This is a genomic window from Trichocoleus sp. DQ-U1 (assembly GCF_039961925.1).
Classification (GTDB): Bacteria; Cyanobacteriota; Cyanobacteriia; order Cyanobacteriales; family FACHB-T130; genus FACHB-T130.
Genome location: NZ_JAMPKB010000057.1, coordinates 14,327 through 36,144 on the forward strand (window position 1 = coordinate 14,327; position 21,818 = coordinate 36,144).

The 21,818-nt window shown below is 46.5% G+C and carries 23 protein-coding genes; 16 read left to right on the top strand and 7 right to left on the bottom strand.

The window, feature by feature from the left end; all coding sequences use genetic code 11:
• The first annotated feature begins 158 nt into the window (after positions 1 to 158).
• Positions 159 to 818 (top strand): hypothetical protein, encoded by a 660-nt coding sequence (locus NDI34_RS20420; protein ID WP_348233660.1) that lies wholly within the window; start codon positions 159 to 161, stop codon positions 816 to 818.
• 181 nt (positions 819 to 999) lie between these two features.
• Here NDI34_RS20420 and NDI34_RS20425 read toward each other — a convergent pair whose 3' ends face one another.
• Complete coding sequence (locus tag NDI34_RS20425; RefSeq protein ID WP_190410367.1) at positions 1,000 to 1,215, bottom strand: hypothetical protein; 216 nt, start codon at positions 1,213 to 1,215, stop codon at positions 1,000 to 1,002.
• A 133-nt stretch (positions 1,216 to 1,348) separates the two neighbouring features.
• The gene (locus NDI34_RS20430; protein ID WP_348233661.1) at positions 1,349 to 3,961 is read right to left on the bottom strand and encodes a penicillin-binding protein 1A; all 2,613 of its coding nucleotides are present in this window, start codon (positions 3,959 to 3,961) and stop codon (positions 1,349 to 1,351) included.
• A gap of 595 nt (positions 3,962 to 4,556) precedes the next feature.
• Between NDI34_RS20430 and NDI34_RS20435 the strand changes: the two genes are divergently transcribed.
• From NDI34_RS20435 to NDI34_RS20470, 8 genes are all read left to right on the top strand, one after another.
• On the top strand, positions 4,557 to 5,288 hold the full coding sequence (locus NDI34_RS20435; RefSeq protein WP_199304697.1) for a site-2 protease family protein: 732 nt from the start codon (positions 4,557 to 4,559) through the stop codon (positions 5,286 to 5,288).
• 355 nt (positions 5,289 to 5,643) lie between these two features.
• Positions 5,644 to 5,898, top strand: a complete 255-nt coding sequence (locus NDI34_RS20440; protein ID WP_190410369.1) for a SemiSWEET transporter — start codon at positions 5,644 to 5,646, stop codon at positions 5,896 to 5,898.
• A gap of 27 nt (positions 5,899 to 5,925) precedes the next feature.
• Entirely contained in the window at positions 5,926 to 7,560 is a 1,635-nt protein-coding gene (locus NDI34_RS20445) for a radical SAM protein (protein ID WP_348233662.1), read from the top strand.
• A 140-nt stretch (positions 7,561 to 7,700) separates the two neighbouring features.
• The gene (locus NDI34_RS20450; RefSeq protein WP_348233663.1) at positions 7,701 to 8,165 is read left to right on the top strand and encodes a hypothetical protein; all 465 of its coding nucleotides are present in this window, start codon (positions 7,701 to 7,703) and stop codon (positions 8,163 to 8,165) included.
• 94 nt (positions 8,166 to 8,259) lie between these two features.
• The gene (locus tag NDI34_RS20455; protein WP_190526086.1) at positions 8,260 to 8,715 is read left to right on the top strand and encodes a hypothetical protein; all 456 of its coding nucleotides are present in this window, start codon (positions 8,260 to 8,262) and stop codon (positions 8,713 to 8,715) included.
• A gap of 23 nt (positions 8,716 to 8,738) precedes the next feature.
• A complete protein-coding gene (locus tag NDI34_RS20460) occupies positions 8,739 to 8,927 on the top strand; it encodes a CPXCG motif-containing cysteine-rich protein (protein ID WP_190410373.1) in 189 nt (62 codons plus the stop codon).
• Between the two features lie 66 nt (positions 8,928 to 8,993).
• Positions 8,994 to 9,569 (top strand): hypothetical protein, encoded by a 576-nt coding sequence (locus tag NDI34_RS20465; RefSeq protein WP_190526084.1) that lies wholly within the window; start codon positions 8,994 to 8,996, stop codon positions 9,567 to 9,569.
• A 160-nt stretch (positions 9,570 to 9,729) separates the two neighbouring features.
• On the top strand, positions 9,730 to 10,167 hold the full coding sequence (locus tag NDI34_RS20470; protein ID WP_348233664.1) for a hypothetical protein: 438 nt from the start codon (positions 9,730 to 9,732) through the stop codon (positions 10,165 to 10,167).
• A gap of 83 nt (positions 10,168 to 10,250) precedes the next feature.
• On the opposite strand, the gene NDI34_RS20475 is transcribed toward NDI34_RS20470, so the two are convergent.
• The 5 genes from NDI34_RS20475 to NDI34_RS20495 form a co-directional block, all read right to left on the bottom strand.
• Entirely contained in the window at positions 10,251 to 10,913 is a 663-nt protein-coding gene (locus tag NDI34_RS20475) for a GIY-YIG nuclease family protein (protein ID WP_348233671.1), read from the bottom strand.
• Between the two features lie 132 nt (positions 10,914 to 11,045).
• Positions 11,046 to 11,411 (bottom strand): DUF1823 family protein, encoded by a 366-nt coding sequence (locus NDI34_RS20480; protein ID WP_190429112.1) that lies wholly within the window; start codon positions 11,409 to 11,411, stop codon positions 11,046 to 11,048.
• Between the two features lie 117 nt (positions 11,412 to 11,528).
• Complete coding sequence (locus NDI34_RS20485) at positions 11,529 to 13,100, bottom strand: ATP-binding protein (RefSeq protein WP_348233665.1); 1,572 nt, start codon at positions 13,098 to 13,100, stop codon at positions 11,529 to 11,531.
• 274 nt (positions 13,101 to 13,374) lie between these two features.
• Complete coding sequence (locus tag NDI34_RS20490) at positions 13,375 to 13,650, bottom strand: hypothetical protein (protein WP_348233666.1); 276 nt, start codon at positions 13,648 to 13,650, stop codon at positions 13,375 to 13,377.
• 271 nt (positions 13,651 to 13,921) lie between these two features.
• On the bottom strand, positions 13,922 to 15,709 hold the full coding sequence (locus NDI34_RS20495; protein ID WP_190677293.1) for a DUF3352 domain-containing protein: 1,788 nt from the start codon (positions 15,707 to 15,709) through the stop codon (positions 13,922 to 13,924).
• Positions 15,710 to 15,839: 130 nt separating this feature from the next.
• Here NDI34_RS20495 and NDI34_RS20500 point away from each other — a divergent pair, with 130 nt between their 5' ends.
• The 7 genes from NDI34_RS20500 to bioF all read left to right on the top strand — a co-directional run bounded on the left by NDI34_RS20500 (position 15,840) and on the right by bioF (position 21,667).
• Positions 15,840 to 16,199, top strand: a complete 360-nt coding sequence (locus tag NDI34_RS20500) for a rhodanese-like domain-containing protein (protein WP_190525349.1) — start codon at positions 15,840 to 15,842, stop codon at positions 16,197 to 16,199.
• A 197-nt stretch (positions 16,200 to 16,396) separates the two neighbouring features.
• Positions 16,397 to 16,588 carry a hypothetical protein gene (locus NDI34_RS20505; RefSeq protein ID WP_190410380.1) on the top strand — a complete coding sequence of 64 codons (192 nt, stop codon included), beginning with the start codon at positions 16,397 to 16,399 and terminating at the stop codon, positions 16,586 to 16,588.
• A gap of 124 nt (positions 16,589 to 16,712) precedes the next feature.
• Entirely contained in the window at positions 16,713 to 17,825 is a 1,113-nt protein-coding gene (gene hrcA, locus NDI34_RS20510) for a heat-inducible transcriptional repressor HrcA (RefSeq protein ID WP_348233667.1), read from the top strand.
• Between the two features lie 126 nt (positions 17,826 to 17,951).
• Positions 17,952 to 18,638, top strand: a complete 687-nt coding sequence (locus NDI34_RS20515) for a DUF2834 domain-containing protein (RefSeq protein ID WP_348233668.1) — start codon at positions 17,952 to 17,954, stop codon at positions 18,636 to 18,638.
• Positions 18,639 to 18,652: 14 nt separating this feature from the next.
• Entirely contained in the window at positions 18,653 to 19,336 is a 684-nt protein-coding gene (locus NDI34_RS20520) for a hypothetical protein (RefSeq protein WP_190410383.1), read from the top strand.
• 180 nt (positions 19,337 to 19,516) lie between these two features.
• The gene (locus NDI34_RS20525) at positions 19,517 to 20,200 is read left to right on the top strand and encodes a DUF2834 domain-containing protein (protein WP_348233669.1); all 684 of its coding nucleotides are present in this window, start codon (positions 19,517 to 19,519) and stop codon (positions 20,198 to 20,200) included.
• 300 nt (positions 20,201 to 20,500) lie between these two features.
• Positions 20,501 to 21,667: an 8-amino-7-oxononanoate synthase gene (gene bioF, locus NDI34_RS20530; protein ID WP_348233670.1), complete on the top strand. Its 1,167-nt coding sequence runs from the start codon at positions 20,501 to 20,503 to the stop codon at positions 21,665 to 21,667.
• Positions 21,668 to 21,818 lie beyond the last annotated feature (151 nt).

The window sequence follows — 21,818 nt, forward strand, 5'->3', positions numbered from 1 at the left end:
GCTCCCTCCCCGAATCGGGGAGGGTTGGGGAGAGGTTCTTTCCCCATCACTCTCCATTTTTCCTTCGCAATGCACTAAATCAGTTCAATTGTCAAGAAACAAATTTCAGCCGCGCAGCGTCTTGACCCTTATCCGTATAATTGCTGAGAGTGTTCCCTATGTCTCGCTTCAATCGCTGGAAATCAGGAACCGCTGCACTCATGGCATTGACAATCACCGCCGGTGCAGCTGCCCCCTTCGTCGTGCCTGCGCCTGCTGCTGCTCAATATTACGAATTTCCGCCGCCACCCGTCTCCCAAGTCAGCATTCCTTCAGGCACAACCCTCCCCTTGCGCTATAACAAGGCGAATAAAATCGTTGTGTCTCCCCAGGAAACAATGCCCCTAACGCTGACGGTGGCATCCAACGTCCGAAATACTCGCGGAACGATCTTAATTCCGGCAGGGACTCAGGTGGTTGGTCAACTGCAACCTGCGACGAGAGGCGGTTCCCAGTTTGTTGCCAGAGAATTAGTTTTCAACAACGGGAAAAGGCAGTATATCAACGCCTCTTCCAGAGTAATTACTCGCACCGAACAAGTTAGTCGCGGAACGAATACCAGTTCCATTTTGAAGGGTGCCGCCGTTGGTGGAGCTGCGGCTGCGGCGCTTGGCGCTCTAACTGGAGACAGAGCGATCGCAACTGAAGAAATTTTGGGAGGTGCTGGTTTGGGTGCCTTAGGCGGACTGCTGTTAGGCAAAAAACGAGTTGATGTTGTTGTCGTTAACCCCAACACCGATTTAAATGTCACCCTGCGCTCGGCTCTAGCACTGCGCTAGCCTTTTTTCGAGCCGCTGCGCTAGCCTTTTTTCGAGCCAAGGTGTTTTATCTCGTTGTCTCCAAAAATAACGCTGTAGGGCAGGGTATACCCCTGCCCTACGTTTGTATAAGCGGTAAAGACGTTGAACGCAATGTCTCTACAATCTTTATAGGTTTTCTAAAAATTTTCCTGTTAGAGAGTTACGCGCTAGGCTTGCCTACACCGGGATTTGCCTCTTTCTTAACTTCAGGCACAATATCCGGGCGCTCTTTATCTTCCCAACCCACAGGGCGCTTAGAGTTATACCACGCAACGGAACCGATACTTACAGCGGCAATAAAACCTACCGCGTACACAGCAGTAGCAGAGACTGGAAAATGGGGCGTATTCGTAGCAACTTCCATCAATAAATGCATTCTTTGTAACCCTCTTATCGATTTTTGGTTATCGTACCAAAACTCAGGGGATCGTCTATCACCCCTGAGTTTGATCCCCATTGTTTTCGCGATCGCGCCTGAGAGTTAGGAAGTGGATTCTGACCGTGCCTAATTATTCCTTCCGCGCTGCTGGCGGAGCAGGAGGTGGGGCGGCATCCGCTGTTCTCCTCGGTGCCCGTGGAGCGGTTGGCGCAGAATTGTAAGTTCGTCTTCTCCTTGGCTGTGCAGTGCTAGAAGTAGAATCTGATGATGCCCTTCTGCGAACAGAACGCCGAACGGGTGCCGACTCCTGAGAGCTTGTGCTTGCTTGGCGACGAGAACGGCGGTAGCGACGGCTGCTATTGCTTGAACTCTCTTGGCTTTGAGAATTGGTACTTACTTGGCGGCGAGAACGACGGTAGCGAGGTCTAGATTCTTCTTGAGGCTGGACTTCTTGGCTGCGACGCCGTCTCCGCCGAGGCGCGCTCTCGGAGCTTTGGACGCTGCTAGTACGGTAGCGTCTACGCCGGGGAGTTTCTTCGCTAGAGCTATCATCGCTATCCGTAGCCCGACGAGATCGGCTACGCCGGGGTGTGTCATCGTCGTCACTGTTTTTGGAGATGATGCTTCCAGAGAAGATGCTTTTAGGCTTGATAGGCTTGATCGTGAGCTGGGCTTTACGTCCTTCCAGATCGGTGGGTCGATCTGGAAACTTCTCGACCGGGATATCTTTTACTACTTCCACCATGAATTTATTCCAGGTGTAAGCGGCTGTACTACTCGCGCCCCAAGTCGGTTTGTTGTCATCGTTGCCCAGCCAGACACCTGCAACTATTTGGGGGATGTAGCCAATAAACCACAGGTCACGCGCCTCGTCCGAGGTGCCCGTTTTCCCAGCAACGGGTCGATCGTTTAGAGAGGCGGCGCGACCCGTCCCCTCATTCACGACACCCCGCAGCAACCAGGTCATAATCGCAGACGTATCTTCTTGGAGGACACGGTCGGGCTTAAACTTCGCTTCGTAGATAACGTTCCCGCGTCGGTCAAGAACGCGACGAATGCCGTAATTTTTGGTATGCATCCCTTTTGTCGCAAAGGTGCCATACGCACTGGTGAGTTCCAGCAGATTCACTTCAGAAGCACCGAGGGCGGTGGAATAGGTCGGCTTCAGTTCTGATTCAATGCCCATTTTGTGGGCAACATCGATCACCGTATCCCATCCCACATCGACCAAAACTTTGACAGCAACAGTATTGATTGAGCCAATCAGGGCATCACGCATGGAGATCCAGCCCCGGTACTCTTCGCTGTAGTTTTTGGGGGTATAGCCGTCTACTTTGTAGGGAGCGTCCAGGTAGCCGCGATAGGGCGTGAAACCGGCAGCCATTGCTGTCGTGTATACAAACGCTTTAAATGTCGAACCGGGCTGGCGCTGTGCCTGAGTAACGCGATTAAACTGTTGCTTATAAAAATCTTTTCCCCCGACCATTGCCCGAATCTCGCCGGTACGCGGATCGAGCGCCACAAGGGCGGCTTGCTCGAAGTTTTGACCGCGACCGCGGTTTTCAACGGTTTCGATAACGGCCTTTTCCGCCGCTTCCTGCCATTCTGGCTTCAGGGTGGTTTCTACTGTTAATCCTCCAGCCTTAATCGCTGCTGGCGAGACGTGCTTGGGCAGTTCTTGTTGGATGTATTCGGTGAAATAAGGGGCAAACCTTTCGAGCCGCTTAGGACGGCTGGGTTTTGTTATCAGGGTGTCAGCGATCGCTTTCTCGGCTTCGGCGGCTGTAATGAACCCTGCCTGCTGCATCTGTTGTAATACCAGATTGCGGCGCTCTTTAATTACTTGCGGATTTTTAATGGGCGAATATTGATTGGGTGCTGGTGGGATGGCAGCAAGTGTCGCCATTTCCGATAAGGTTAGTTCGTACACTGGCTTAGAAAAGTAAACCCAAGCCGCATCTGCCACGCCATAAGCACCTTCTCCCAAATAGACCAAATTTAAGTAACGTTCTAGAATTTGATCTTTGGTGTTTTCATTTTCGATTTTTTGAGCGGTTCGGACTTCCTTCAGCTTGCGCCAGACGCTACGCTCCTGATCGAGAAAAACCATCCTCGCCAGCTGTTGGGTGATGGTGCTACCGCCTTCTACAACATCTCTTGCTATCAAGTTAGAAAAGGCTGCCCTTAAAACTCCCTGGTAATCAACTCCCTGGTGTTTGTAAAAGCGTCTGTCTTCTATCGCAATGAAAGCTTGAATTAGCTGGTTGGGAATTTTGTCAATTTTGAGGGTTTCGCGAGTCGCTGGGCCGATTTGTTGAAGTATTTTGTTGTTTGAGGCTTTGATCGTCAAAGTCTCTGGTCGCATCAAGGTTAAGGCATCGCTGGTATCGGGTAAGCTACTCTCCAGCGACCACGCAGCAGTCAAAAGCGCGATCGCTCCTCCTCCCACACCTAAACCAATCCAAAATCGACGCTGATGATGGAGTGGGTTTTCTCCAGTGAATGGCTTCTTGACAATTTTAGGAAGCTCCTGAGTGGAGAAGCGCTTCAGCCGCAAGAGATTTCGCTTCAATTCCCGACGATGTCGTGATGCGTCTGCGTGTCCTTCGTCTTGTTCCTTGCCATCAATCGGAGTATCGACTGGTTCTTCTTTATTACCTACAGGAGTCTCGACTGGTTCATTTGACACCCCCGCATTGAACTTGCCTGATAAATCCTTCAGTCTTGAGATGAACTTGGTCACGTCAACTCCTCAATCACCAAAAACTTCTGGCGCAAAATTCCCTGCTTATTGTTGCCTATTTTATGGCTTGAATCCGGGATCTGTGCCTACACAATGTGAACTTATTCGCTTTTTGTCAAATTGTTATTTTTTTATTCCGTCAAAGAATACACCTAAAGTCATCCAGTTCCAAGCTTTGTTCCAGACCTTGTTGGTTGATAGCTTAAGTAACTTCAAGAAATGGGGCAAATCTCAAGGCATTTTCTACCAAACTCCTAATTATCAGCTTCTTGCTCTCTGGCTGAGCTTATTAGAGGAGCGGACGTGGTATTTGATAAAAATCTAGCTTTGAGAGGAGCGGGTTAGCGCTGAAGTCGGCGATCCCCCCCTGAAAAATGTTTGCCAAGAACATTTCTCAGGGGGATCGCTTTTTGGGAACTTATCTGGAAAACAGTAACTTCAGTTTGTAGCTCAAAATATCCTTCCTAAGACAGATGCACCCGCTGGAATTAGTATAAGCGATCGCCCTTCTGATGCCAATCCATCATGGACAATTTGCTTAACGTTTGTGCGTAATCTTCAGCCACCAAGCAGATAAATACATAAGTTATGAAGATTGCGATCAAAACTACTGGGTGCAGTAAGTTCTGTCAGTCAATTGATTGTTGATTTTATTTCGTTTTGGGTTGCTGTATTACCGCCTTATCGAGGTCAAGCGATGTTAATTGAAACAATTCTGACCGATCCTATACTCTTTCTAAGAATTATCATCCTGGTTGTGGCTTCAGTGACGCTACACGAACTCGCTCATGGTATAGCTGCTTTAAGCCAAGGTGATGACACCCCCAAAAAAAGCGGACACATGACCTTGAATCCAGTGATTCACATGGGATGGGAGTCAATTATTTTTCTTTGCATTGCTGGTATGGCGTGGGGACAAATGCCTATCAATCCCGCACGGTTTCGCCATAAGAAAATTAGCAATATTTTGGTTTCTATCGCTGGTCCTTTGTTAAATCTAGGCTTGGGCATTCTGTTTCTTTTGATTCTCAAATTGGATTTCAGCTTGTTCTCAACAAGAATTCTGAGTTCTGAATTTCTCTACCTGGGTGCGTCTATCAATTTGAGCTTGTTTCTCTTTAATATGCTGCCTATTCCTCCTCTGGATGGGTTTCATGTATTCAGTGAATTTTTCCCGTCATTAAAACCTTTAGAAAGTAGCCCTTTTGGATTATTAGCTTTAACAATCCTCTTGGTTAGTGGTTTTTCTTTAGGTCTGGGTTTTATCGCGAATGCAGTCATCTGTGCGGTTGTTCCCTCAATGCAGGGATGCCAAGTTGTATTTTAGATGGATGCACTGCTTCTATCAGACTTTAGTCTGCGTCTATACAGAATAAGCCTGCGTCCGCAGGCTTATTGTTTTCTAGTCAATTCCGGATTTGAGATTCATTGAACACAATCTCTATTAACGAACCGCATTGGCGGAGCCTGCGCGTTAGCGCTTAGACGCCTTAGCGTTCGCGAAGCGGCGCGGATGCGCGTTAGCGCTATAGGACGCGAAGAAAGAGAAAGAAGAGAGATTACAAATCACTTCAGAACCCCGACTTCTTTAAGAAGTCGGGGTTCTCGCATTCACGAATCATATAGGACTGCTATAGTTAAATCTTATCTATAATCTTTTTTGCAAATCAATTGGCAGTAGCATGGATTTTGTGACGGGTTTGGGATTTTTGGCGGCAACTTTGACCACTGTAGCTTTTTTGCCTCAATTGTTTAAAGTATGGCAAACAAAATCAGCCAAAGATGTTTCTCTAGAAATGTTGATTATTTTCTGTTCGGGAGTGTTTTTGTGGTTGGTGTACGGTTTTTACATTCAATCTTTTCCGGTTATTGCTGCCAACTTGTTAACCTTAATTTTTAATCTAATAATTTTATCGCTTAAAATTAAATATGAATAGGATAATCTTTTAAGGTTTTACTTGCCTGTGATGTCTGGAGTTTTTGCCGCAGAACGTCTTTTATTTACACCCGCGACGCCTGACACCGACGCCATCCGAACTATATTTGCCTTCCCGAATGAGTACAGCGTTGGCATCACTAGCCTAGGCTATCAAGTGGTGTGGGCGTCTTTGGCAATGCGCTCCGATCTTGAAGTCAGCCGCCTATTTACAGATACTCATGAGCCGCTGCTGCGATCGCCCGAATTAGTCGGATTTTCCCTTTCTTGGGAATTAGATTATGTCAATATCCTCAATCTACTGGAATTGCTAGAGATTCCGAATCGAGCATCTGCTCGTGATGACAATCATCCCCTCGTATTTGGGGGAGGACCCGTATTAACTGCCAATCCAGAACCTTTTGCTGACTTTTTTGATGTTATTTTGCTGGGAGATGGTGAAAATCTACTCGGCAATTTTATTGATACGTATAAAGAAGTTAGAAACGCTACCCGACAAGCTCAACTAAGGCGTTTGGCGCAAGTACCAGGAATCTATATTCCTAGTTTGTATCAAGTTGAATATCACTCGCCGGATGGCTCGATCCAGTCAATTTTGCCCGTAGATGCGGAGATTCCCGCCGTCATTGAAAAGCAAACCTATCGGGGAAATACGCTTTCCGCTTCCACTGTGGTGACAGAGAAGGCGGCGTGGGAAAATATTTATATGGTGGAAGTGGTACGGAGTTGCCCGGAAATGTGCCGCTTCTGTTTGGCGAGTTATCTAACATTGCCGTTTCGGACAGCGAGTTTGGAAAGTTCGCTAATTCCAGCCATCGATCGGGGATTGGCGGTGACGAATCGGCTGGGATTATTGGGGGCGTCTGTTACGCAACACCCAGAGTTTGAAACCCTTCTAGATTATTTGAGTCAGCCAAAGTACGACGATGTCCGCCTCAGCATTGCTTCGGTGCGGACGAATACGGTGACGGTACAGCTAGCTCAAACTTTAGCAAAACGAGACACGCGATCGCTCACCATTGCCGTTGAAAGCGGTTCGGAACGATTGCGGCAGATTATCAATAAAAAGCTGACGAATGAAGAAATCATCCAAGCTGCAATCAATGCCAAAGCAGGTGGATTAAGCAACCTCAAACTCTATGGAATGGTGGGAGTTCCGGGGGAGGAACCCGAAGATTTAGAAGCAACTGTGGCGATGATGCGATCGCTCAAAAAAGCCGCGCCTGGGTTACGCTTGACACTCGGATGCAGCACTTTTGTCCCTAAAGCTCATACACCGTTTCAGTGGTTTGGAGTGAATCGGGACGCCGAAAAGCGGCTGAAAAGCTTAGAGAAGCAATTGCGCCGCGAAGGGATTGAGTTTCGACCGGAAAGCTATAACTGGTCAGCAATTCAAGCTTTAATATCCAGAGGGGATCGCCGACTTTCCCATCTTCTAGAACTGACACGACACTACGGCGACTCTCTAGGCAGCTACCGCCGTGCCTTTAAAGAACTGCGAGGACAACTGCCGGATCTCGATTCCTACATCCACGCCAGTTGGTCGCTAGATCAAGTTTTGCCTTGGAACCACTTGCAAGGGCCATTACCAGTCGCAACCCTCCAGAAGCATCTAGCCGACGCTAAGGCTCATTTTCGGGAGGCTTCACCCTGCTTAACCTAGCCTACGAGGTGATTACGACCGTAAGGACACGGATAAGCCGATTCTGGCATTTTATGAAAACAGCGATCGCACAGATGTAGTTGTTAGAAAGTCCAGTGAGACTCTAAGAAGAGTTTTATTCTCCCAAGGCAGGCTAACAGATGGTATTCGTAAAACCTCAATTTAATCGTATTGCTTCAAAACTGGCTCTAGTAGGTGCAGGAGCGCTTTTGTGCTTAATTCCCTCTGTAGAAGCGATCGCCAAAACCGTAACTTCCACAGGTGCTGCGGCAGTTGAACCAACTGTTTTGGCAGCTCAACCGCAAGGTCGCACCCAGCGGGTTCGATTTGCAAAAGGGAAAAGCTCAGCAGTTGTAGAATACTCAGTCGTGCGAGGAACGAGAGATATTTATCTGCTGGGTGCCAAGGTACGCCAGAAAATGACGATCGGCATTACCTCCCTTGAAGAGAACGCTGTTTTTGATATCGTAGCTCCGAATGGGCGAATTATTGCACGAGAGGCAACTAGTTGGAGCGGCACATTGCCTAGAACCGGGGACTATAAGATCGTTGTTGGCGGGACTAGAGGAAACGCCAGTTACAGAATGCAAGTGGGAATTAAATAATCGTTCAATTTATCAGATTTTCCCCCGCCGGACGCTGTACTGGTGGGGATCTTTTTTTATAAATTGAATAGAGCAAGCAACCAAGGATAAGCAGATGTTAAAACAAGCTTTGGCGGGCGTAGGAGCATTTTTATTCCTGACCTCTTCGGTGTACGCTGGAGAACAGAGTGCCGAGAGCGATCGCTTTGAATTTTCCCTGCAAAACTCAGCAGAAATTCTCCAGGTTCAACCCTTATCAACTTCCAATTCGATTGAACTTGCTCAACTTCTGAACACCCGCTGCCCACCGAATACATCTTTATACCGTGCTGCTGAAACTAGAAATTATTTCGCCCATATCTGTATGGCTAAGGGAGGTACTTTAGTCTATGTTGGGGGTGCCAAAAATGGAACCCAAAACACTGTTAATGCAACGGTTCCCAGTAACAGTAGCGAACAGTTTGTAGCTGTTCAAGGCAATACCCGTCACATTCTTACCCAAAGCCAGCTACGCATTATTCAAGGGAATCAAACCATCGTTAATGAAAGAGTGTTGCGATGGACTCAATAACGATGATTAGAGGAATAAATTAAATGCAATCAACATCTGAGTATTTTTGTGCCTATTGCGGCGAACCAAATGTTACATTTGTTGACCTGAGTGCTGGGGGTCAGCAGTCGTATATTGAAGATTGCCAAGTTTGCTGTCGCCCAAATATTCTCTACATCCGATTTGATGAAGAAACCCTTGACATTGAAATCGATAGCGAATACGAAGGCTAAAAATAAAGTTTTACTACTTCCTGCCTAGTTTACTCGCAAAAGATTTCTAGGATTTCTGGAAATGCCTTGCGCCCTTCTGAAGATGAAACTATCGACAAACAGATAGTTCCCAAAAAAACAACCGTAATCTTACGGTTATTATCTTACAAAGAAGGTCAAATCATGGTATTTACTAAACCTGAATTCAATTGCAAACAGGCTTTGAAATTAGCTTTAGCGGGCACAGGAGCATTATTATTCTTAGCACCTTCAGTAGGTGCTGTACAACTAACTGAAAAAAGTGCCGAGAAGGTTGCTTTCACTTCTCAGCAACCTGCATCTCAAACTTTATCGACTTCCCACTCTATGGAACTAGCTCAAACAGAGGTGGGTTGTCATAGGGATGAAAGTACTTTCGTTGCTGCTGAAACGAAAAACTACTTAGTGTATATTTGCGGCGGAGATAATCCCCACACTTATGTCGGTTATGCCAAGAATGGGCGTGGTGGTATAACTGTTCCTCTTACTTCTTACAACCGTAATGTATTTACGGCTAAAAACGGTCCGTACACTTACACGGTGGACATGAGTAAGAGTCAGCTCGTTATTAAGCTCCCAAATGGCAGACGTTCTATTGAAAAGTTAATTAATAGTTTGGAGTAATACTATAGCAGCAACTCTCACTATTTAGTTGTTAGTTTTGTTTCAGGCATAATAGTGGGTGTTCAGCTTTTAGTTCTAGTACAAAAATTCATTTTTTCAGCTAATCCTTAAACAAAACAATTAGTCACTTGATTACGCTCTGTCAAAGGAAGAAAATGAAATGGCATCTGTGAAACTTGGATTGAATGGCAAACAAGCATTGAAACTCGCTTTAGCAAGCGCGGGAGCATTATTATTCTTAGCACCAACAGTACAAGCAGCAGAACTTACAAAAAGTGCTTCCGGTGTAAGCGATCGCCCAATCCAAGTAGCTGCTTCTAACGATTGCATCAACGACATCGCAGAAGGTTTCTCTGTCGAAACAACCAATCATTATGTAGGGATTTGTTACACTCGCAAAGGCACCTTCTACGTGGGTCGTGCGAAGAATGGCAAAGGTAGCATTCTTCTCCCTGTTTCTTCTCCAAAGAGGAATGTTTATGTCGCCAAAAACGGTCGGTACACTTATACTCTAAATTTGAATACGAATCAGTTAATTATTACCTTGCCTAATGGCAGACGTTCTATCGAAAAGGTAGTCAAAATTATCGATTCCTAATTTTTTACCTGATGACTTTTTAATTTTGATTGAATCCCTGCCTTTTCACACCCAAATGAAGACATTTGGGTGTTTTTTCACAATTACGAATGAGTTTCCCGCGTCTGTCCCTCGATGACAGCACTCCAGTCGTCGTTATTCACTGCCGCTTCTAGCTTTTGCTGCCTCTCGGCATCACTTTCCTCGACATCTGCAAGATCCTTAGTGAGCGTGCTATCTGCCATCGCCTTGCGAAGTTTGAGCTTTTTCTCCTCATAGGCGTTGCGCTCTTCGGGCGACATGGCTGCTTTTGCAACTTCGCCCACCGTGCTAGCCCACATCTCACTGACCTCAGCGTTACCAGGCGGAACGCTGCCGAGTTCGGAAATCCACGCCTCTCGCAAATTTTCCATGTCCGTGCGTTTCGGGAACTTGAACGCCTGCACCCGCACAAACGCGCAAGTTTCTCTCCCATTTTGAGCGACATGACCATTCAGGGAAAGCAGCACATTCCGCGAGTATCCGATATATTGCGTCTGACGTTGGGTATTTAACACAGCGTACACCCCAGCAATTTTCGCATTCTGAACGCGATCGCACCAATTCTGAAGCGGTAGCACTTCAGTTCCATCGTTTTCAAGATCGACAAGAGTCGCTATCTCAGGGGCAGCGTGTTCGTCGTCGGAGCTATACAAAAAGTCGTGCAGCCCCCGGTGCCCTTCGGGTACATTTTGGTGTTCAACGGGCACATTCTGGTTTGTCTCCACCTGAATTAGTCTCCATTCAATGAATTTGCTACCGGGAGTCAGCCAATCCTGGGATTTATCCACTCCCGATAACTTGTTTATAGTTTAGGGCGTGGGCAGTGGTGATTTGAGTCCCGCTTAGTATGACTTAGTTCAACGGGTGGTTTGCATATAGCTCAACAGCCAATTCGCCGCTGTTGCCCGACGAGTCTGCCTGGGACCAAATTCACCCAATTTGTAGCCTTTAAAGCCGAGTTGTTCTTTTAGTAGCTGCTTGTTCTCTGCCGGAATCGAGCGAGTCAGCTTCACCGTTGGTGGACGGTTCTCAATGAAATCAGGCGGTTGTGGATATTCATCTCGCCATTCTGGGGGAACTTCGCTCGCGTCCCATTGATTCGCCGCTGCGTCGTAGCGATAACCCAAGCATTGCCACACCAGTTGGTTCACTGTGGCATCATCAATTTCATCGTTCAGGATAGCCCAAATCGTTTCGGTATTCAGCGGCGGTAAGTTAGACATGAGAATGAACAATTAACAACAAAAGCTGTATCAATAAAATACAACTTTTTCCTTGACTAAATATCTCTGGAGAATTCCATTCGCACTTTTTACAAAAATGGTGCGCTCTCACGGCTGTTAACTTGCCAAAAGTTGATTTCTTCTGTTAAGCGTTGATTCTTCCTGGGTGTGCCACACGGGAATCTCAATACAAAATTCTGTTCCTTGTCCAGGTACCGATACGCAATTAAGCGAACCTTTGTGCTTCTCTACTACAATCTGATAGCTAATGGATAACCCTAGCCCAGTACCTTTGCCGACAGGCTTGGTGGTAAAAAATGGCTCAAATAATCGGGCTTTAACATCTTCATTCATGCCCTGTCCGTTATCAGCAATCCGCACAAGAATTGTATTAGAAGGAGTAAGTTCTGTGCGAATCGAAATTTGACTGGGTTTGTTGCAAAATTCATCCAAACTGCGAATCCCCGAAATAGAACCTTCCTTGGGGGATTCGCTACTGTAACGCTCTAGCTCATCAATCGCATTACCGAGCAAATTCATAAATACCTGGCTCATTTGCCCTGGGTAACATTCCACCAAAGGTAAATCAGCATACTCTTTAATCACTTCAATTTCTGCATGGTTGCCATGTGCTTTTAGTCGGTTTTGCAAAATCAGCAGGGTATTATCAATCCCTTCGTGAAGGTTCACTTGCTGCATAACCTGTTCATCATTGCGAGAAAAATTCCGCAACGATAGCACAATCTGATGAATACGCTTTGCCCCTATTTCCATTGAAGACATCACTTTAGGCAAGTCTTCTCTGAGAAAATCTATGTCGAGTTCTGCGATTTTTTCTTGCATCAAGCAGCTAGGATTGGGGCACTCTTGCTCGTAAAGCGTCACTAAATCAAGCAAATTTTGCACATAGTCAACTGCATAATTTAGGTTCCCATAGATAAAGCTAACAGGGTTGTTGATTTCGTGAGCCACCCCTGCTACCAAACATCCCAAATTGGACATTTTTTCTTTTTCAACGAGTTGGGATTGGGCTTGTTGCAGGTCGTGCAAAGCTTGCTCTAAATGCTTTGATTGAGCAACAGCTTGGGCAGCGGTGGCACAACTTTGCTCGTAGAGTTCCGCTTGATGAATATTAAGGGCGAGTTGTTCAATATCACTTTCTTGTTGATATTGGCTCACCACTGCATCTAGAGCCTCAAGCAGGTTGGTAGAAGACTCTGTAAGAATGTAACGTAGATGCGGATTGTCTGAGGTTAGTTCTTCAGGGGTTGCTTGGGCGATCGCTCTCGTTTGGGTGATGTATTGGCGTATCTGCTGGTCTAAATTTAGCGGTGGCTCAAAGTACATTGACCAAACAACGGGTGATGGTTGACCCGGTAGTTTCATCTCCGGATTGCCCTCGATTAAACCACTATGCGACCGTTCCATCAAATCCAGGTCAGCTTGCAAAGTAAAGCGCAATTTCTCTTGCTCGGCAATATCTTTTGTACAGACCAGTCTTAAGGCGAACAGTGCCGTGCGTTGAGATAACATCCGCTGACGACCACTGATATTAACCACCGCTGCGTTAATTTCCCGCACTGTATTAATTTCGTTTAAATGTAAATAATTAGCCAAGACAAGTACCGGCAATAATTCAAATAACCTTAAAGATTGCGGAATTATACCATTAGCCGTTTTTTTTGTCATGGTACTTGTTAGATTTTTTTGAAGTGAAAAGCAAAAAAACCGCGAATCTACTGTATAGTCACGTAAATCTATGACTAAGTTCCAGTTTACTTGTAATTTAAAGATGCAGCTTTGACTTCCTCCGAATTGTTGCTTGGCTATTACTGAAAAACTATGAACCAAAGCGGTGCCAACTTTAGTGCATTTTTATACGGATCTAAAAAATTAGCGTCACTTAAAGGCCTTCGTGCATCTCAACCAGCTTCATCTCAGCTTCATCCAATCGTGAGAAGTTTCACAAACTCAGGACAATTTGCTGAATTCTATCTGCTTTTAAATTCATGGAATTGAGAAGATTGGGTAAGCCCTCAATCAAGAATTCCAGATCGATGGCTTCAGCTTTTTCCTGAGTTTCGGTTGTTGGGTTGGCGTAGTGCTGTTGATAGAGGCGTAAGATTTCAAGAAGGTCTTGGATATAATTATTGGTCTGAACCAGGTTGCCACCGATAAAATTTACCGAGTCGTTAATTTCGTAGGCGATACCGACAACTAGACAGCCGAGGCTGGGCATTTTTTCGGTTTAAATTCAGTTGCGTTTAGGTTCGTTGTAACTGTTTTACTGACTACAAACAAGGCTTGGGGAGCAAAACGGAACTGGCAGTTCAAGAAGACTTGTGTATACACAGTAGCTCAAAGAAAGGAGAACCCCAAAAGAGCTATCTCTTGGGGTTCCGGGAAATTATGGGAATCAAGCAATCATAATATGACTCAGCAGCGGAGGAGGCAGGAAGTTATTAGCGATTACTGATTACCAATTCCCTTCCCCAACTCGGATTTGCGAATCATTCCTCAGCCTTAGCACCTAGGCGGAGAAAGACTTTACTGCGGCGAACCCCGTCATCGCTGCCGTAGCTGCTAAAGGCAAGCGAATTTAGCTCGTTAAATAACGGTTTCGCCACCAATTCCACCACTCTGACAATGGGCAGCTGACGCTCTAAAAACGCCTGACTAGATGCCCAGTCTAGATACAAATAGCCGTTATTTGGCTGGGGTAAAGAGGTGATGTTTGCCTGGAAGCGATCGCTCTTGACGAGAGAATTATCAGGAGCCTTAATCGCTTGATTCATTGCTTCGATCGAAGTGGTGAAAATCTCGTACTTGCCAATACTGGCGTGAACTCCTTTCACCTGTGCCTCTAGCTTGACTGAATCTTGGTCTTCACCCTGATTCTTATCGGCAGTGGTTGTGAGTTGTGTCCAGGCAGAGATCGGTTGATTCTCCAGGGTAAATGAGCTAACGCTCAACCCTTGCTGTTTGGCAACAGCGTCTAGACGATCGATTGCCGCCTCTGCTTTTGTCGTTGCTGATTTCTCGGCGACAAAAATCCAATCTGAATCTTTGCGGTCGGCACGAGGTAGCATTCCTAAAGCGTACTCGCCTTGCACCCAACTAAAGATATCTTGCTTTAAATCAATGCCCCAACGAGCTTGGAGATTCGCGATGGGTTGATCGATCAGTTGGACAAGGCTATCATCGCTATCTAATCCAGAAGTGAGTTGAGTCCACAGTTGCTCTAAGTTACTACCAGAAGCTGCGATCGCTATTTTCTCTGGTAGATACTGCAACGCTCCGACTGGTTGAGATAGGCTGGGAGTTGTCGGGGGGATTTCCTGTCCGGTAGCCGCTAATAAAGCGGTTTCTGCCAGCAATCCTTGAGTTTTTGGAGAGATGGCGATGGCTAAACTCTCATAGGTTGGGTCAATTTCCATCTGTGAATTGTTCCCCAGCAACTTCGCCAGCGCGGGTAGATTCACATAAGTCAGACCAATTTTCGGCTGAGAGATGCTTTCGATTGCCCGCTGATAAGAAGTTGAATCGCTGAGGCTGAGATTGGGCGCTTGCACATTATTAATGGCTTCTTTCAGCACCCTAGGATTATTGGCAAACAACACAAAGCGATCGCCAACAACTGCGGTAGCAACCGAGTTTTGAGCTGAGGCGCGGTTTATTGCGTCTTTTGGCAATGCCGATCTATCGCGGTTGTAAAAGCCTTTATTTCCAGCATCTTGAGTTTTGACGACCGACTCTTGATTCTTATAAATCAGCTTGACACCTTTATAAGTCTCAAAGACTAAATCTGTCTCAACATTTGCTTGCTTCTGCCAGAACAAATCCACAAACTCGCGGCTGCGTTGCGGATTTTTGGTGGTGACAGCCAGTAGCAGCCCGCGCTGCTCTCCATTGTCACGGGTGCGATCGATATCTAAGCTGGTGAGAGCCAGCGTGATTTCATCCCCCAGCCAGGGTTGGATATCTCGGCGATAGTCCAGATCCGTGTTCGCGAGTAAGCTTTGTTTAAATTGGTTGAGTTCTGCACGCGATCGCTTGCGGTTCGCGGGACGCGCTACAGCCTGCCGCAACCCTTCCAACCGATCTGGATTCACAAGCAATGACACCATTACGGGTGCCTTTTTCGGCACAAATATGGTGGCAGATGGGTTCGTCACCTCCCCACCCCCTAGAAGGGCGAGAGGACTGTTTGCCCTCAGCCAGTAAAAGCCACCGGCACCAATTAACAGCAGCACTAAAACGCCAGCTGCCAGAACGTAGAAAAACGAGCGTCGCTTCATGGTGAAATGTAGACCTTGGGTGAGCGCGATTCAGCTAAGAACACTAATCCCGATGCCAGAACCTATTATTTCAGCTCATCGGACTGCCAACTATTAAAATCTTAGTTAATCTCCAGCGTTGCACAACCTCATGTCTGCTCAATCTTTTCGCCAAGATATTCCCCAGATTAGCGTAGAAGAACTTGCCAGCCGTCTTGCCGATTCCCCTGAGAGTCTGCAATTGGTGGATGTGCGAGAACCACAGGAAGTTGCGATCGCCAGCATTGAGGGTTTTGAAAACCTCCCCTTATCGGAATTTGCCGACTGGGCTGACCAAATCCAGACCCAGTTCGATCCGCACGCCGAGACGCTGGTTCTCTGTCATCATGGCATCCGTTCGGCGCAGATGTGCCAGTGGCTACAAATGCAAGGCTTCACCAATGTCAAAAATATTGCTGGTGGCATCGATGCCTACTCAATCCGAGTCGATCCGACGATTTCCCAATACTAATGATTTTAGTGCAAAACTATCTTGAAGCTGGAACCTCTTCCCCAACCCCTTTCCTGCAACAAGAGGGCAAGAATTCTCTTTCTTCCCTACTAAAGAAAAAGGCTGGGGCTAGATTTTTTAATTAAATACAGTTCACGATATTGTTTTAATTTTTACTAGCGAAATAAGTATTTAGAGGTTTTGGCTGACAAACTTCGATGCAGTCGAGTAGACTACAGACAATCCTGATAGAGACTGTGGACTCTAGAGTTACGGGTAGCGATAATGTCCTAACTCTGCGATCGATCGTCATGGTATGTCTAAGGTTGAAGTTCGGCGGCTGTTATGCTTCTACTGGCTGGGTGTGGCGAACCGGCAGGCAGAAGGCAGCATCTGCTATTCTGTTTTAACCTATCCTATATTTAATCGGCTGCTTGCTTGACAAGAGCGCCGGACTTACTGAGAAATTCATCATCAGAAGTCCAGGAATTTCCAATTGTTTTTAAAACCCTATCCAATTCGGCTTTCGTTTAAATGGCTAGGCAAGTAAGTCTGACTGACCGTCAACAACGTATTCTCTGGGCAACTGTCCGTCACTATATTGCGACGGCTGAGCCAGTCGGCTCAAAAGCTTTGGTAGACGAGTATAATCTGTGCGTCAGTCCAGCGACGATTCGTAATGCAATGGGCGTCTTAGAGAAAGCGGGGTTGCTCTATCAACCCCATACCTCGGCTGGGCGGGTTCCCTCTGACTCTGGCTATCGAATTTATGTCGATCAATTAATTAAGCCTTCTGAAGCCTTGGGGCGTCAGGTAGAGCAGTTATTCACAAACCGTTTGAGCTTGGAACATCAAAGCTTCGAGACTGTGTTGCGGGGTGCAGCGCAAATTCTGGCAACGCTCAGCGGTTATATTACCCTGATCACGATGCCGCAGACTCGAACTAATCGTTTGCGGCATTTGCAACTGGTGCAGCTTGATCCGGGAAGGGTGATGCTGATTGTGGTGACGGATTCTTATGAGACGACTAGCGTCTTAATGGAGTTACCGCTCTCAGAATCGGAGGATGAGCAACCGGACGCAGAAATTGTAGATCGGGAGTTGCAAATTTTATCGAATTTTTTGAATAGCCACTTGCGGGGGCGATCGCTCAGTGAATTGGCAACTTTAGACTGGAGCGAACTAGACCGAGAATTTCAACGATATGTCGATTCCTTGCGAAATCTGCTTTCCGACTTGATCCGTCGCACTTCCCAACCTGCCACAACTCAAATTATGGTTCGTGGCGTCGCTGAAGTATTGCGTCAGCCAGAATTTTCTGAATTACAGCAAGTGCAGACGCTTATACACCTATTGGAAGAGGAACAAGACCAGTTGTGGCCTTTAATCTTTGAATGGCCTAGACCAGATGTCACGGCTATTTCAGATGTCACCTCTGGTTCGCGAGTGACGGTGCGGATTGGTTCGGAAAATCCTTTAGAACCGATGCGTACCTGTACGCTGATTTCTGCAACTTATCAGCAGGGTTCAGTACCTGTGGGAAGTGTAGGTGTTTTGGGGCCAACGCGGATGGTGTACGAAAATGCGATCGCACTCGTTGAAGCCGCCGCCGATTATCTCTCTGAGGCTCTTACGCAACCTGCTTAATTTAGAAAATCGCCAATCGCTAATCGCGATTAGCGATTAGCGATTGGGTAGCCCACCACGAACCACGAACGATAAACATGGCTAATTGCGATTAGCTCTAATTTTTGCTTTTCATTCTTCACTGATATGGCTAGAAAAATTGGCTTTTGGTTGCTTTGGGCAGCATTTATTACCTATGCCTTTCTGTTAGCACCTCCTGAACAACCAGGCACATTTGAACTCATCAAAAATCTCTCCACAGGTCAATGGACAGGGATTAACCCCCTAGTCGTCACGCTATTCAATCTTCTGGGCATCGTACCGATGATTTACGCCTGTCTGATGCTCATTGATGGCAAACAGCAAAAGGTAGCAGCTTGGCCTTTTTCGGCGTTCTCTTTTGGAGTCGGAGCATTTGCTTTGTTGCCTTATTTAGCACTGCGAGAACCCAACCAGGAATTTCACGGAGAAAAGAATTTATTTCTAAAAATACTCGATTCCCGGTGGCTTGGTTTGTTGCTAACATTCGGCGCTGGGAGTTTGGTTGTATATGGCTTATTGGGCGGGAATTGGGCAGATTATATTCAGCAGTTCCAGACAAATCGCTTCGTTCATGTCATGAGTTTGGATTTCTGCCTGCTGTGGTTAATATTTCCCGCACTTCTGGGAGATGATATGGCGCGTCGGGGAATCAAGAATTCTACACTTTTTTGGATAGTAGTGCTGATTCCTTTGTTTGGCGCTTTAGCTTATCTTTGCCTGCGTCCTCCCTTACCAGAAACTAATGCCGAAGCTTTCTCCACGGAACGGCAACCCGCACAATCTAGAAATTAAAATTTGATGGAAATATGGCTAGAAAAACAGCACTTTGGTTATTATGGGCTGGATTTATCTCCTATGTTTTGCTGCTGGCACCGCCAATTACGCCAGACACACTGAGGCTCATTAAAAATATATTGACGGGTCAGTGGACCCAGGTCAACCCAATTATCCTTTCTATATTTTCCCTGATTGGCATCTGGATACTCATCTATAGCTGTCTTTTGTTCGTCGATGGGAGGATGCAAAAGATTCGTTTCTGGCCTTTTGCTTTGGGTTCAGCGGGAACGGGAGTGATTAGCCTAATACCTTATTTAGCATTGAGGGAACCGAATCAAGAGTTTTCCGGGCAAAAGGATACCTTGCTGAAAGTTTTTGATTCTCGCTGGACGGGTATTATCCTCAATTTCAGCACGCTTTTCTTGCTAGCATTTGGCTTGCTTGCGGGTGATTGGGCAGGGTTTATTCAACAATTCCAAAGCGATCGCTTTGTCAATGGCATGAGTTTGGCTTTTTGCCTGTTCTGTCTGTTGTTTCCGAGCGTTCTCGGCGATGATATGGTGCGTCGAGGGTTCAATATTCCCCCAGTTTTTTGGGCAGTATCGCTGGTTCCTCTACTGGGACCCCTTGCCTATCTCTGTATTCGTCCACCTTTACCAGACTCTGGTGCTGAACCGGCACCAGAGTCTGTTGCGAACACTACACGAGTGTGAACAATTTTCGAGGTTTTTAGGAAAGAACAAACCGCGGAGGCCGCAGAGGACGCGGAGGAAAGAAAGGAGAGGCTGTGGCTTTCTTTTGAATGCAAGTTGGTGTGACTTAAGACGGAGGTAAGTGCGGTTATCGGACTTTTAAAGTTAAATAATTGATGTATAAAGTTATGGGTCAAGATTATGGGCAGAAAAATTGCCTTGTTCTTGATATGGATTACATTTCTTGTCTATACCGTATGGTTAGATCCACTTGCTCAACCAGATACGTTTTCGCTGGTTTGGAAGTTGTTAACATTCCAGTTGGCAGATGTGAATGCAATTCTTGTGGCTATCTTCTGGCTCATGGGCGTTTGGCCTATGATTTATGCTTGTCTGATGTTTGCTGATGGCACAACGCAACCGTTTCGCTCATGGCCTTATTTCATTGGGGCAAATGGAACGGGTGTGATTTGCTTTATCCCCTATTTAATTTTCCGAAAATCAAATCAAGAATTTTCTGGATCGAAGGATAAATTACTAAAAATTCTAGATTCCCGTTGGACAGGAATTTTCCTACTGTTAACAACGATTGGCTTACTTGCCTACGCAATATTTGCTGGAGATTGGGGAGATTATATTCAACAGTTTAAAACCAGGGAATTCGTTCACCTCATCAGTTTGGATTTTTGTCTGATGTGCCTGGTTTTTCCATTAACGTCACTGTTTGACGATGATATGGCTCGTCGGGGCATAAAGGATGCTCGAATTTTCTGGGCGGTGGCGCTAGTACCTTTATTTGGACCACTTGCTTATCTTTGCCTGCGTCCACCTTTGCCAGAATCAAGTGCTGACGTCAGCTTTCAAGCGTCTAATTTGACAGCTTAGCTTGCGAGTTGTGCCAGGAGAATGTGAAAGGAGAAAATGAAAATATAGAGGGGTGCTGTAGCGTCTCTGGGAGGTGGAAAGCATGATTGCCACTTTTCCTGTATTTTCTTTTATAGCAATTCTCGTTTGGACGCAGTATGGTTTAACCCCACCCCTGCCCCTCCCCTCAAGCAGGAAGAGGTTCAATACTGTCCCCTCACCGAAAAGTGGAGAGAAGGGGTTGGGGGTGAGGTTAGGAGTGTGTTGCAACAATGTGAGAACTGCTATACAGGCAAGTTAAAGGTGCGATAACCGATCGAAATGCCAACGAATCCTTACGCTTGGGTAGAGCAATCCCTCGCCACCATTCACCGCGCAGATTGGTATCGGTCGGTGCAAGCGATCGCTAGTCGTCCGGGTGCGACGGTGTTGCTGGAGGGGCGTGAAGTCATCAATTTTGCCAGTAATGACTACTTGGGACTCGCGGGGGATGAACGCCTCATCCAAGCCGCAGTAGCGGCTACTCAGACATTTGGCACGGGTAGCACGGGTTCTCGGTTACTCAGCGGACATCGGGAACTGCATCGGGAATTGGAAAAAGCGATCGCATCCCTCAAACAAACTGAAGATGCCTTAGTTTTTAGTTCTGGATATCTGGCAAACTTAGGTGCGATCGCTGCTTTAGTCGGAAAACGCGACCTGATTGTGTCTGATGGGTACAATCACTCCAGTCTGAAAAATGGGGCAATTCTTAGCGGTGCAATGGTTATTGAATACCCTCACTGCAATGTTGAGGAGTTAAAAACCCAACTGAATTTACACCGGGAAAAATACCGTCGATGCTTGATTCTTACAGACAGCGTCTTCAGTATGGACGGCGATTTGTGCCCCTTACCGGGACTGTTAAAGCTGGCGGAGGAATTTAGCTGTATGCTGCTCGTTGATGAAGCTCATGCCACAGGGGTACTCGGAGCAACGGGTGCTGGGTGTGTAGAACATTTTCGCTGTAGCAACGTCCCGTTGATTCAAATCGGCACCCTCAGCAAAGCTTTAGGCAGTTTGGGTGGATATGTCGCAGGCAACTCGGCTGTGATTGACTTTTTGCGGAATCGGGCACCTAGTTGGATTTATACCACGGCTCTTTCACCCGCTGATACCGCTGCGGCATTGGAAGCCGTTCGGATCGTTCAAAAAGAACCGGAACGTCGCGCCAGTCTGTGGAATAATGTCAATTTTCTCAAACAGCAGATTGCCCAACAATTACCTTTACAATTACTGCCTTCTGAATCTCCCATTCTCTGCTTTCCCTTGGAAAGTGCAGAAGCAGCGCTAAAAATGGGGCATCAACTAAAAACATCCGGCATTTTCGCCCCAGCGATTCGTCCTCCCACGGTGCCTACCAGTCGAATTCGCATCTCGGTAATGGCAACGCATGAAACTGACCATCTTCAACGATTGGTAGAGACTTTAATTGAGAAGTGCTTTTGATTATTTCGTGCCAAGACGCAAAGACGCAAAGTTTTTCTTAGGGCGTGTCATCAATTAGATAAGCTAGAGCAAGAGAGAGAAGAAAAGGCTGAGCAATGACACGACGGTATGCCCTGCGCGATGACCAATGGGAGCGGCTCAAAGACTTGTT